13 protein-coding genes are annotated in these 12,410 nt (G+C 74.8%); 8 read left to right on the top strand and 5 right to left on the bottom strand.

Annotated elements, in window-relative coordinates:
- Positions 1-46: 46 nt before the first annotated feature.
- Positions 47-523, bottom strand: a complete 477-nt coding sequence (locus ACVKXF_RS08895) for an NUDIX domain-containing protein (RefSeq protein WP_456795506.1) — start codon at positions 521-523, stop codon at positions 47-49.
- 170 nt (positions 524-693) lie between these two features.
- On the opposite strand from ACVKXF_RS08895, the gene ACVKXF_RS08890 reads away from it, so the two are divergent.
- Positions 694-1,590 (top strand): universal stress protein, encoded by an 897-nt coding sequence (locus ACVKXF_RS08890; protein ID WP_456795505.1) that lies wholly within the window; start codon positions 694-696, stop codon positions 1,588-1,590.
- On the opposite strand, the gene ACVKXF_RS08885 is transcribed toward ACVKXF_RS08890, so the two are convergent.
- The 3 genes from ACVKXF_RS08885 to ACVKXF_RS08875 all read right to left on the bottom strand — a co-directional run bounded on the left by ACVKXF_RS08885 (position 1,538) and on the right by ACVKXF_RS08875 (position 4,016).
- Positions 1,538-2,545 carry an SGNH/GDSL hydrolase family protein gene (locus ACVKXF_RS08885; protein WP_148061756.1) on the bottom strand — a complete coding sequence of 336 codons (1,008 nt, stop codon included), beginning with the start codon at positions 2,543-2,545 and terminating at the stop codon, positions 1,538-1,540. The two genes, ACVKXF_RS08890 and ACVKXF_RS08885, sit on opposite strands and share 53 nt — an antisense overlap.
- 71 nt (positions 2,546-2,616) lie before the next feature.
- Complete coding sequence (locus ACVKXF_RS08880; RefSeq protein WP_123312652.1) at positions 2,617-2,973, bottom strand: PRC-barrel domain-containing protein; 357 nt, start codon at positions 2,971-2,973, stop codon at positions 2,617-2,619.
- Between the two features lie 50 nt (positions 2,974-3,023).
- A complete protein-coding gene (locus ACVKXF_RS08875; RefSeq protein ID WP_456795504.1) occupies positions 3,024-4,016 on the bottom strand; it encodes a glycosyltransferase family 9 protein in 993 nt (330 codons plus the stop codon).
- A 101-nt stretch (positions 4,017-4,117) separates the two neighbouring features.
- On the opposite strand from ACVKXF_RS08875, the gene ACVKXF_RS08870 reads away from it, so the two are divergent.
- From ACVKXF_RS08870 to ACVKXF_RS08840, 7 genes are read left to right on the top strand one after another with little or no spacing between them, the layout of a single operon-like run.
- Positions 4,118-4,684 carry a D-glycero-alpha-D-manno-heptose-1,7-bisphosphate 7-phosphatase gene (locus ACVKXF_RS08870; protein ID WP_456795503.1) on the top strand — a complete coding sequence of 189 codons (567 nt, stop codon included), beginning with the start codon at positions 4,118-4,120 and terminating at the stop codon, positions 4,682-4,684.
- Positions 4,681-5,757, top strand: coding sequence for a glycosyltransferase family 9 protein (locus ACVKXF_RS08865; RefSeq protein ID WP_456795502.1), 1,077 nt, complete (start codon positions 4,681-4,683; stop codon positions 5,755-5,757). Before ACVKXF_RS08870 ends, ACVKXF_RS08865 begins: the two co-directional genes overlap by 4 nt.
- Before the next feature lie 54 nt (positions 5,758-5,811).
- Positions 5,812-6,813, top strand: a complete 1,002-nt coding sequence (locus tag ACVKXF_RS08860; RefSeq protein WP_456795501.1) for a glycosyltransferase — start codon at positions 5,812-5,814, stop codon at positions 6,811-6,813.
- Entirely contained in the window at positions 6,810-8,141 is a 1,332-nt protein-coding gene (locus ACVKXF_RS08855; protein WP_456795500.1) for a glycosyltransferase, read from the top strand. Before ACVKXF_RS08860 ends, ACVKXF_RS08855 begins: the two co-directional genes overlap by 4 nt.
- Positions 8,138-8,758, top strand: coding sequence for a D-sedoheptulose-7-phosphate isomerase (locus ACVKXF_RS08850; protein ID WP_123312657.1), 621 nt, complete (start codon positions 8,138-8,140; stop codon positions 8,756-8,758). Before ACVKXF_RS08855 ends, ACVKXF_RS08850 begins: the two co-directional genes overlap by 4 nt.
- A gap of 53 nt (positions 8,759-8,811) precedes the next feature.
- Positions 8,812-10,179, top strand: a complete 1,368-nt coding sequence (locus ACVKXF_RS08845) for a PfkB family carbohydrate kinase (protein ID WP_456795554.1) — start codon at positions 8,812-8,814, stop codon at positions 10,177-10,179.
- Between the two features lie 36 nt (positions 10,180-10,215).
- Positions 10,216-10,920: an SDR family oxidoreductase gene (locus tag ACVKXF_RS08840; protein ID WP_456795499.1), complete on the top strand. Its 705-nt coding sequence runs from the start codon at positions 10,216-10,218 to the stop codon at positions 10,918-10,920.
- Positions 10,921-11,174: 254 nt separating this feature from the next.
- On the opposite strand, the gene ACVKXF_RS08835 is transcribed toward ACVKXF_RS08840, so the two are convergent.
- Positions 11,175-12,272: a glycosyltransferase family 9 protein gene (locus ACVKXF_RS08835; protein WP_456795498.1), complete on the bottom strand. Its 1,098-nt coding sequence runs from the start codon at positions 12,270-12,272 to the stop codon at positions 11,175-11,177.
- Positions 12,273-12,410: the final 138 nt, after the last annotated feature.

The following is a 12,410-nucleotide window of genomic DNA, read 5'->3' as shown; positions in this document are numbered from 1 at the left end:
GTTCGGCCCGTCACCACATCGAGATCACCCGGAACGGGCGATCCCCTCAGCCGGCAGCAGCGGGCCCGGCGAGCAGCACGAGCAGCGCGTCCAGCGCAGCGACCTGACCGGCGACGAGCAGTTCCCGTGCCTCGTCGACCGGCACCCACCGCCCGTCGTCCACCTCCGGCACGTCGACGAACCGCCCCGAGCCGCGCGGCAGCTCGAGCCGGACGGTGTTGCTCCGCACCGCGGCGACGTCGAACCCCGGCGCCGAGGCCGAGAACACCCGCACGCGTTTGCCGGACGCCTGCCGGAACTCGCCTAGGTCCGCGACCGCGTCGGCGGTCACCGGTGCGGGGACGCCGATCTCCTCGCCGAACTCGCGCAGCGCCGTCGCGAGCGGGTCCTCCCCTGGTTCGACGAGCCCCTTCGGGATCGACCAGGCTCGCGGTCGGCTCCGCCAGAACGGCCCGCCCATGTGCGCGACGAACACCTCCGGCCCGGTCGGACCGGTCCGGTGCAGCAACAGTCCGGCGCTCACCACCACGCCTGCGACACTACGCGGCCTCGGACGGGAGGCCCGGCGAGCGTCCGTCACGCCGGTCACCAGCGCGCACGGCCGGTTCCACGGCCCCCGACCGGAGTACCGTGTGGCGCACGGAGCGCCAGGTGACGCCCCCGGAGGACCTGCGACGAAGGAGGCCGATCGGGATGGACGAGCGATGGACGACGGTGACGTTGGCCGCCGACGCGGCGATGCCCCACGACGAGGCGCTCCGGTGGATCGCCGCGCGGGTCGGCACGGGCATCGAACGGCTGCGGATCATCGGCGCCGACCACGCGCTGGAGGGCCGGACCCCGGTCGCCGACCAGCTCGCCGAGGCCGCGCGGACCGCGCTGCCCGGTGTGGCGGTCGAGGTGCACCGGCACGCCGGCCCGTTCGCGGCCGCGCTCGTCGAGGAGTCGGACGGCGGCGACCTGCTCGTGATCGGGAGCTTCCGCCACCGGCGCGGGTCGACGGCCGGCGGGGACCCGGCGCGGGTCGCCGAGCGTGCGGCCGTCCCGACGGTTGTCGTACCGGAGGGTCCGCACCCGATCGACGGCGACGTCGTGCTGGCGGTCGAGGACCCGATCGACGAGCGGGCGGTGTCCATCGCCGTCGACGAGGCCGTCCGGCGGAACCGCCGGCTGACGCTGCTGCGTGCGTGGGAGATGCCCGTGCTCACCCGGACGGGACTCACCGACTTCGCCGAGGACCCGCTCCGGTGGCGGACGCGCAACGCCGAGCTGCTGCAGCAGGTGACGTCCGTCCTGACGGCGCGGTACCCGTCACTCCGCCTCCGCCCGTTGCTGGTCGAGGGGCATCCGGGCCACGCGATCGCCTCGCACACCCGCCGGGCGTCGCTGGTGGTGCTCGGCCGCGGCCACGTGCGGGCGTTGTCGGGCTCGCTGCTCCACGACGTGGTGCGCGAGACGGCCGCCCCCGTCTGCGTCGTGCCACCGGCGGCGCACCCCGACGCGCGGGTCGCGTCAGTGGACGCGGCCGACGGTGCGCTCAGCCGGCGAGGGCGCGGATCGCGGCGGCCATCCGCGCGGTCAGGTACGTGACGCCGCGCTCGTTCGGGTGCAGGGCGCCCGCCTTCAGGTCGATCTTCCGCAGGTCACCGGAGCCGGTCAGGGTGACCCCGGCGACGTAGCGCTTCGACGCCGCGCACGGTGAGTGGTCCTGGGTGCTCGCGAAGACGTCGACGAACCGCACCCCGGCGGCGTCGGCAGCCGACCGGGAGACCTCGTTGAGCTCGTCCTGGACCCCGTGCAGGTACTCGACGTCGGTGTCCGTGAACGGGTAGGTGTCCGAGGGGAACGAACCCGCCAGGGTGCCGAGGTCGAGCGCGGATCGGAAGCAGCCCTTCGCGGGGGTGTCCTCGGCGTCGGGGAAGATCGCCGGGTACCCGAGGAACACGACGACGGCGTTCGGGGCGGCCCGCTGCACCGCGCCCAGGGTGTCCGCGATGCCGAGTGCCACGCGCGACTGGATCTTCACGGCGAGCTGGTCGACGCCGTCCCGCACCAGGGTGCTCTCGCACGAGGGAGCGTCGCGGCCCGAGAACACCGGGCCGTCCGCGGAGATCGCCAGGCAGGACGCGGCCGTGCCGAACAGGTCGGCGTCGTTGCCGCCGATCGTCAGGGTCACCAGCCGGGTGCGGTCGGACAACGCCTCGATCTGGGGTGGGACCCCGTTGAACTGGTGGCCCGTGGTGACGTCGTCGCTCGTGGCGCCGGCGCAGGTGACGTCGGTCAGGGCGAGCCCGAACTGCGCCGCGAGCCGGTGCGGGTAGTCGCGCGCCGACTGCACGCAGGCGGTGGTGGGCAGCCCGGTGCGGTCCCGCAGGCCGTACCCGGCCGAGTAGGAGTCGCCGAGCGCGACGTACTCGCTCCCAGGCGGGATCGCGTCGAGCGACTCGGCGGGGTCGCCGGTGACGGGGTACGGCGCCGGCACCGGCCACATCGGCGCCGCCGACGCCGACGGCACGCCGACGGACCCGCCGAGGCCCGTTGCCACGAGACAGACGGCGCCGACCACCGCCAGGGCGGCGCGCAGTGGTCGGCGGACGATGCGGAGCAGGTGCGGCCTCAGCGGCGTCCGAGGCGGCGCTCGCCGCCGCTGCCCGTGCGGTACTCGATGCCGTAGTGCTGGTACAGCTCGGGCTCGGTCGCGGCGTCGAGCTCGCCGTCGGTCGCGATGGACGGCGCGTCCTTCACGAGCTTCTTCGGGAAGGCGACACGCAGGTGCTTCGGCGCGACGGTCGCCCCGACGAGCGGGACGAACACGAGCTTGTGGAAGCCGACGAGCCCGGTCGTGAGCGCACCGAACGTCGGTTCGGACGTGGCGGTGTCGTAGTAGATGCTCTCGAGCGTCCCGACCTTGTCCTCGGCCTCGTCGACGACCGGCAGGCCGATCCAGTCACGGATGTTGGCGGCTTCGAACACGAAGGACTCCTTCCGAGTGCCCGGTGGGTCCGGGTGGCTCTCGGTCGACGCTACCGGTCGGTCGCCTGTGCGGTCACCGCGAGGACGCCGAGTCGGTCCACCGCGGCGAGCACGTCGTCCGCCCCGACCGCGAGGATGGCGGGGTCGGGGTCCTCGGCGAAGACGTCGCCGCGCCGGACCGAGGCGTCCGTCAGGACGATGTGCGGGCCGGATGCCGGGGGTCCCCATGCCTCCGGCGGCGCCGGCCCGAAGAGCACCACGGACGGCACGCCGTAGGCGGTCGCGAGGTGCGCGGCGCCGGTGTCGACGGTCACGACGACGCGTGCCGCGGCGACCACCCCCGCGAAGTCCTGCAGCTCCAGCGAGCCGGCCAGCACCGCCCCCGGCGCCAGGCCGGCCGCGTCCGCGACGGCACGGGCCCGGACGACGTCGTCCGCGCCTCCCGTCAGGACCACGTCGGCACCGCGGTCCCGCAGCCCACGCACCACGTCGGCGAAGCGGTCCGTCGGCCAGTGCCGCGCCCCGTGGAAGGCGCCCACGTGCACGACGGCGGCGTCGGCGACGACGAGCGGGGCCGCCGGACGGGCGAGGGACACGTCGTCGGCGTCGGCGGGCACGCCGTGCCAGGTGAGCAGGTCCGCCCAGCGGTCGCGCTCGTGCACGTCGGACCGCCACTCCGGGCCCTCGTAGCCGTGGGTGGGGTCCGCGTGCCCGATGACCCGGCGGGGCTGGAGGGCGGCGATCAGGTCGGACGACTCCGGACCGGCGCCGTGCAGGTTCACCGCGATGTCGACCGTGCCCGCGGGGACGGCGATCGGGTGGTCGAGGCCGTGCTGCGCCAGGTGGACGTCCACCGCCGGGACGAGTTCGACGACCGGAGCCAACCACGCGGTCGTCGCGAGGGTGATCCGGTGGTCGGGGAAGGCCCGTCGCAGGGCACGGAGCGCGGGGACGGCGACCAGGAGGTCGCCGAGCTTGATGGCGCGGAGGACGACGAGCTCGGGGCGTCCGTCGGCGTCGGGGAGTGTCTCGAGGGCGGTCACGACCGCGACGGTATGCGATGTGTGCTGGTCGCGTCGGCAGCGAACGCGTTCCCCGGCTGTTCCTGGGGCGGCGCCCGGCGGCTCACCGGTACTCCGGGTGCATGTCCCTCGCACCGGACCGCGTGATCCGCGGCCTGCTCTTCGACCGCGACGACACCCTCGTCGTGGACGTCCCCTACAACGCCGACCCGCACCTGGTGGTCCCCGTCCCCGGCGCTCGTCGAGCCGTGGAGCGGGCCCGTGCGGCGGGACTGCTGCTCGGCGTGGTCACGAACCAGTCCGCGATCGCAAAGGGCCTCGCGACGCGTGCGGAGGTGGACGCGACGAACGACCGGGTCGACGAGCTCGTCGGACCGTTCGACGTCTGGTGCGTCTGCCCGCACGACGCCGCCGACGACTGCGCCTGCCGGAAGCCGCGCCCGGGCATGGTGCTCGACGCGGCCGAGCGACTCGGCGTCCCCCCGGAGGCGCTCGTGGTGGTCGGCGACATCGGCGCCGACGTGCTGGCGGCGCGGGCCGCCGGGGCGCAGGGCGTGCTCGTGCCGACGCCGCGCACGCGCGCCGAGGAGGTCGACGCCGCCGACACGGTCGTGCGGACCCTCGCCGAGGCCGTCGATCTCGTGATCGCGGCGGCCGAGCCCTCGCTCGTCGAGCGGGACCGGGCGTGAGCCGTCCCCGCGTCCTCGTGGCGCGCCTCGACTCGTTCGGCGACGTCCTGGTCGCCGGCCCCGCCGTCCGTGCCGTCGCCGCCGGGGCGTCGCACGTCACGATGCTGTGCGGGCCGCAGGGCGCGCCGGCGGCCGACCTGCTGCCCGGCGTCGACCGGGTCCGGGTGTGGGCCGCGCCGTGGGTCACCGAGACCGCGCGGTCGATCGACGACACCGTGCTCGACGAGTTCCGTCGGCTCGTCGCCGAGGAACGCCCCGACGAAGCGGTCGTCCTCACCTCGTTCCACCAGTCGCCGTTGCCGCTGGCGCTGCTCCTGCGTCTCGCCGGGGTCCACCGCGTGTCCGGGGCGTCGGTCGACCATCCCGGCGCACTGCTCGACGTGCGGCTCCGGCCCGGCGAGGACCTGCCCGAGGACCTCCCCGAGCCGGAGCGTGCGCTGCGGATCGCCGCTGCGGCCGGGTTCCGGCTGCCGCCGGAGGACGACGGGAGGCTCGTGGTCCGCCACGACGCCGTCGCACCACCGTCCGTGGCCGGGCTGGAGCGGTACGTGGTCGTCCACCCCGGTGCGAGCGTGCCGGCCCGGTCGTGGCCGGAATCGCACCACCGGGAGCTCGTCGCCGCCTACGCCGAGCGCGGGGTGCCCGTCGTCGTGACCGGCTCCCCCGGCGAACGCGACCTCACCGCCGCCGTCGCCGGCGACACCGCCGTCGACCTCGGCGGCCGGACCACGCCGGCCGAGCTCGCCGCCGTCCTGGCCGGCGCCGAGGTCGTCGTCGTCGGCAACACCGGCCCGGCGCACCTCGCCGCTGCGGTCGGCGTACCGATCGTCAGCCTGTTCTCGCCGGTCGTCCCCGCGGTCAAGTGGGCGCCGTACGCGCCGCTGGTCGAACTCCTCGGGGACCAGGCCGCACCGTGCCGTCTCAGCCGGGCGCGGGAGTGCCCCGTCGCGGGGCACCCGTGCCTGTCCACGGTGCGCATCGAGGACGTCCTCGCAGCCCACGGTCGGCTGCTCGACCGCGCTTCGCGGATGGAACCGAGAAGTCTGCGGAGCGCCCCAGAAGGCGCTGCGTAGCGTCCGCCACTGCTTCTCCTTCTCCTCCTGCCCGACCCACCCGAAAGGCTCCGCATGCGCATCCTCGTGTGGCACGTGCACGGTGGCTGGATGGACGCGTTCGTCCGCGGCCCGCACGAGTACCTGATCCCGACCACGCCGGCGCGCGACGCCTGGGGCCTCGGCCGCGGTGGCCGTGCTTGGCCGGCGTCCGCGATCGAGATCGACCCCGCCGACGTCGCCGACGCCGACGTGGACGTCGTCGTCCTGCAGCGCACCGAAGAACTCGACGCGGCCAAGCGCCTGCTCGGCGGTCGCGACGTGCCGATCGTCTTCGTCGAGCACAACGCCCCCCGGGTCGACGTGCCGAACAGCCTGCACCCGTTCCGCGACCGCGACGACCTGACCATCGCGCACGTCACGCACTGGAACGCGCTGATGTGGGACTGCGGGACCACGCGCACCACCGTCGTCGAGCACGGTGTCGTCGACCCCGGGCCGCTCTACACCGGCTCACTCGAACGCCTCGGCGTCGTCATCAACGAGCCCGTCCGCCGGAACCGCGTCGTCGGCACCGACCTGCTCCCGCGGTTCGCGGCCGTGGCGCCCGTCGACGTCTGGGGCATGGGCACCGAACGACTGCCGGAACTCGGCTTCGGCGACCGCGTGGTCGCGCAGGGCGACGTCCAGGCCGACCCGATGCACGCCGCACTCGCCGAACGGCGGGCCTACGTCCACCCGAACCGGTGGACCTCGCTCGGGCTGTCGCTCCTCGAGGCGATGCACCTGGCCATGCCCGTACTGGTGCTGGCCTCGACCGATGCGCCCCGCACGGTCCCGGGCGAGGCCGGTGCGATCGCGACCGACGTCGAGGAGCTGGTGCGCGCCTCCCGGATCCTCATCGAAGACCCCGACGAGGCACGCCGACGGGGCGCCGTGGCCCGCGAGGCCGTGCTCGCGCGACACGCGCTCGGCCGCTTCACCGCCGACTGGGACGAGCTGCTCGACGACGCCGTGACCCGTGGCACCGGACGCAACCGGGTGGCCGCGGCCGCCCTCGAGGGGAGCCCCCGATGAAGATCGCGATGGTGTCCGAGCACGCGAGTCCGCTCGCCGTGCTCGGCGGTGTCGACGCCGGTGGACAGAACGTCCACGTGGCCGAACTGTCCGGAGCGCTCGCCGACCGCGGGCACCAGGTGACCGTCTACACGCGGCGGGACGACGCGACGCAGCCCGTCCGCGTCCCGCTGCGTCCCGGCGTCGAGGTCGTGCACGTCGACGCCGGACCCGCGCGGCACGTGTCGAAGGACGAGCTGTTCCCGTTCATGGGGACGTTCGCGTCGGTGCTCGCCGCGGAGTGGTTCGTGGACCGGCCCGACGTCGTGCACGCCCACTTCTGGATGTCCGGGCACGCGGCGCTCGACGCCGTCGCACAGGTGCAGGCGCGGACCGGTGGCACCCGCATCCCCGTCGCGCAGACGTTCCACGCGCTCGGCGTCGTGAAGCGTCGACACCAGGGGTCGGCCGACACGAGTCCCGCGGAGCGCGAGTGGCTCGAACCGGCCGTCGGGCGGAGTGCCGACCAGGTGGTCGCGACGTGCTCCGACGAGGCCTTCGAACTCAAGGCACTCGGAGTCCCCCTGCAGCGCATCTCCGTCGTGCCGTGCGGCGTCGACGTGTCGCTGTTCCGTCCGGACGGGCCCGTCGAGGAGCGCGGCCGTGCACAGCGGGTCCTCACCGCGTCGCGCCTGGTGCGGCGCAAGGGCGTCGGTACGACGATCGCCGCGCTCGCCGCCCTGGTCGCCCAGGGTCGCGACGTCGAACTCGTCGTCGTCGGCGGTGCCGGCGTCGCCGGGGCCGACCTGGTGGACGACCCCGAGTACCAGCGGCTCGACGCCCTCGCCCGGACGCTCGGGGTCCGTGACCACGTGTCCTTCCGCGGCCAGCTGGGGCAGCACGAGATGCCGGCCGTCTACCGGAGTGCCGAGGTCGTGGTCTGCGCACCCTGGTACGAGCCCTTCGGCATCGTGCCCCTCGAGGCGATGGCCTGCGGACGACCCGTCGTCGCGTCGAGCGTCGGCGGGCTCATCGACACCGTCGTCGAGGACGGCACGGGGCTGCACGTCCCGCCGCGCGACGAGGCCGAGGTCGCTGCCGCCGTCGGCGCCCTGCTCGACGACCCCGACCGCCGCGAGGCGCTCGGCCGGGCCGGCCGCGCACGCGCCGAGTCCCGGTACACGTGGCAGAAGGTCGCCGCGGACAGCGAGCGCGTCTACGAGCGGCTCCTGGCCGGTGCGGTCGCCGTGGCCGCACCGACCGCACCCGCGGGCGCACCGCAGCGCACCGCCACCCACGCCGGACGGGTCACCCGTGCCGCACAGCCGACCGAGAGGACCGCCCGATGACCATCGACCAGCAGCCCGGGATCGACGAGCACACGACCGCGAGTGCACGCATCGTGCTCGACCACGTCGCGGCCTCGGTCCCCGTGATCGCGTCGCTCGTCGACCACCACGACCACATCGCCGCCTGGGCCGACGACATCGCCGGCCGGCTCGTCGCGGGCCGACGGCTGCTCGCCGCCGGCAACGGCGGATCCGCCGCCGAGGCGCAGCACCTGACCTCGGAGCTCACCGGTCGGTTCGACGGCGACCGCCCCGCCTACTCGGCGATCTCGCTGCACGCGGAGACCTCGGCGGTCACGGCCATCGGCAACGACTACGGGTTCGACCAGGTGTTCGCCCGCCAGGTGTCGGCGCACGCCCGGGTCGGCGACGTCGTCGTGCTGCTGTCGACCAGCGGCAAGAGCCCGAACCTGCTCCGCGCCGCCGAGGCCGCCCGCGCCGTCGGTGCACGCGCGATCGCACTGACCGGACCGCGACCGAACCCGCTGGCCGACGCGGTGGACGACGCGATCTGCATCGAGGGCCCGTCCGCCAACGTGCAGGAGGCGCAGCTCGTCCTCGTGCACGCCCTGTGCCGGGCGATGGAGCCCGCACTGCACCGTGGAGGACGACGATGACGACACAGCCGCAGCCGCAGTCGTCGGCACCCCACCGCACCGCCGGTCGTCGCCTGCGGATCGCCGTCGTGGGCGACACGCTGCTCGACGTCGACGTGGCCGGTACGAGCGAACGGCTCAGCCCGGACGCGCCCGTACCCGTCGTCGACGTCACCACCGACGACCGCCGAGCGGGTGGTGCCGGACTCGTCGCCACGATGCTCGCGCGCGACGGGCACGACGTCACCCTGGTCACCGTCCTGAGCGAGGACGCCCGCGCGCAGGAGATCCGCGACCTGCTCCCCGACGTCACCGTCGTCGCCGGCCCGTCCGGCGCACCGACACCGGTGAAGACCCGGGTGCGCGTCGTCGACCACGCCCTGGTCCGGATCGACGAGGGCTGCGCGACCCCGCCCGTCCCCGAGGCGACCGACGCCATGACCGCCGCCCTCGACGACGTCGACGCGGTCGTCGTCGCCGACTACGGCCGCGGGGTCGCCGCCGTCCCGGCCCTCCGGGACGCCCTCGCACGGGTCGCCGAGCGCACGCCCGTGGTGTGGGACCCGCACCCGAAGGGCGCCGCACCGGTCGCCGGGATCACCGTGGCCACCCCGAACGCCGCCGAGGCACGACGCTTCACCGAGGTCGAGGGGCACGGTGTGCCCTTCGCCACGGTCGCTGCAGCCCGGCTCGTCGAGCAGTGGCAGGTCGGCGCGGTCGCGGTGACGATGGGCGACCGCGGGGCACTCCTCGCCGATGCCGAGGGCGACAGCCGCTTCGTCCCGGCGCCCTACGTCAGCGCCGGCGACCCCTGCGGTGCCGGCGACCGACTCGCCGCCGGGGTCGCCGTCGCGCTGGCCGGTGGCGCGGACGTCCCCGATGCCGTCTCCGCCGGTGTGGTCGCCGCGTCCGATTACCTCGCGGAGGGCGGCGTCGCGGCGCTCTTCGCCGACGTCGGCGCGGCTCCGCTCCCGGTGCCCGGCGCCGACCGCGACGCCCTGCGCACCGTGCACGACGTCCGCAGTGCCGGCGGCACCGTCGTCGCGACGGGCGGCTGCTTCGACCTGCTGCACGCCGGCCACGCGCGCACGCTGTCCGCGGCTCGGGCGCTCGGCGACTGCCTGGTCGTGTGCCTCAACTCGGACAGTTCCGTCCGGGCGCTCAAGGGACCCGACCGGCCGATCATGACGCAGGACGACCGGGTCGAACTGCTGCTCGCCCTGGACTGCGTCGACGCCGTCGTCGTGTTCGACGAGCACACCCCCGACGAAGCCCTGCGCCGCTTCCGGCCGGACGTCTGGGCGAAGGGCGGCGACTACACCGCGAGCGAACTGCCCGAGGCCGAGACGCTCGCCGAGTGGGGCGGACGCGTCGTCACCGTCCCGTTCCACCCCGGCCGCTCGACGACCCGGCTCGCCGCGGCCCTCGAACACGTCGGCTGAGGCCGACACGATCCACGCCCCTACGGAAGGAAGTCCATGCCCGTCCCCACCACCCCCATCGGCCGCGTCCTCGTCACCGGCGGTGCCTCCGGTCTCGGCGCGGCGGTCGTCGCCGCGGTCACCGAGGCCGGCGGCACCCCGATCGTCCTCGACCTGCGCGTCGACGCGGTGCCCGAGGGCGTCGACGCCGTGGCCGTCGACGTGTCGGACACCGACGCGGTCGAGCAGGCGGTCCGTCAGGCCGCCGAGCGCCACGACGGACTCGACGCCGTCGTCACCGCCGCGGGGATCGACACGCCGGCACCGATCGACGCGATCTCGTCGGGCAACTGGGAGAAGATCGTCGCCGTCAACCTGATCGGCACCGCCTCGGTGGTCCGGGCAGCTCTCCCCGCGCTCGAGGCGACCCACGGTCGGGTCGTGACGATCTCGTCGTCGCTGGCCCTGCGCGGCGTCGGCGACGGCACCGCGTACTCGGCGTCGAAGTTCGGCGTCCGCGGGTTCTCGCAGGCCCTGGCGGCCGAGACCGCCGGCCGCATCGGCGTCACGAACGTGATCCCGGCCGGCATGCGGACGAACTTCTTCGCCGACCGCACCGAGCAGTACAAGCCCGGGCCGGACGCGCAGCTCATCGAGCCGGAGTACGTCGCGAACTCGATCATCTTCGCGTTGTCGCAGCCGGCCGGCTGCGAGATCCGCGAGCTGTCGATCATGCCCGCGACGGAGCCCAGCTGGCCGTAGGGCCGGTGGCCCCGTCCACCTCGCGAAAGCGACAGATCCCTGCGGAACGTTCGCGGGGATCTGTCGCTTTCGCGGACGCCGGACGGGAGGCGCGGTGCCGGTGGTGCGCCGGGCCTCCCGTCCGTCCGTCCCGTGACGTTGCCTGCACGGTGCGGCTTGCGTCGTCCGGTGCCGGGTTGACGGCGTGGTGCGCGCTTGCAGCGCCGCACGGTGCGGCCAACCGCGCACGGGGTGGCGACGTGCGCACGGTGCGATCAGACGGTGCGGAGCAGGTCGGCCACGTCGTCGAGGACCAGCTGTGGGTCGACCTCGTCGACGTAGGACGGGTCGTGCGCGCAGCGCTCGGCCGTCCACCCCACCTGCGTGACGTCGACCCCGCAGACCGGGCAGCGGGTCACGTACGACAGGTGCACGCGGTGGCGCCCGCGGTCGAACGGTCCGGCGTTGACGACGTTGCCGAACCAGAACACGCCGACGGTGGGCGTCCCGACGGCGACCGCCAGGTGCCGCGGCCCCGAGTCGTCGCCGACCATGACGTCGGCGGCGGCGAGCACGGCCGGCAGCCCGCCGAGCGGCACGGTACCGGTCAGGTCGTGCACCCGGTCGGTGAGGTGGGCGGGCAGCGCGTCGACGATGGCCGTCGCCGCCGGCACGTCGGAGGCGTCGCCGACGAGCACGACGTCGTCGCCGGCCTCGAGACGGGCGCAGGCGACGGCGGCGAACCGGTCCGGGCTCCAGCGCCGACGCGGATCGGTCGCGCCGGGGTGGATCGCGACGAGTCGCGCGCCGCCCCCGGTGACGCCCAACCGCTCACGGACCGCTGCCCGCTCGTGGTCGGCGACGCGCACCCGGGGGTCGAGCGTCACGGGCACCGCCCCGGCGAGGGACACGACCTCGAGGGCACGGAGCACCTCGTGCTGGTAGTAGACGTAGCGGACCCAGCGCTCGAGGACCTCGGCGTCCTCGGTCGCGGTGCCGACGGTGTGCCGGGCGCCGAGCCGGAGCAGGAACGGGTTCGAGTTGCGGCCGCCACCGTGCAGCTGCACCGCGAGGTCGAACCGGCCGTGCAGGCGCGCGACGAAGTCCTCGGCGTCGGGCGCCCCGTCGCCGGAGTCGCGGACGCCCGGCGCGATCGGTAGTTCCTCGAAGGCGTGGACGGCGTCGGTCCGCCCACGGAGGACCGTTGCAGCGGCGGGTGTGCCGAGCAGGGTGATGCGCGCGTCCGGGTAGGCCGCCGCGAGTGCCTCGAGCGCGGGCACGGCGAACATCAGGTCGCCGAGACCCCCACCGCGGAGCACCGCGATCTCCGTCACGCCGTCGAACCGTTCTCCGCCCACACCGATCTGCTGCACGACTCCCGTCTACCGGTCGGACGCCGGTGGCACGTCCAGCACCGGGCTGCGGACGGCCGTCGATGGACACGAAGCGCGATGCCGAGACCGCACACAGAGGAGTCCGAGCAGCGTCTGACTCCCGCCCGTCTCCGGAAG

Source organism: Curtobacterium sp. PvP017 (assembly GCF_054060195.1).
Note: the sequence above shows the minus strand (reverse complement) of the source record. Positions and strands in the feature narration are given on the sequence as shown.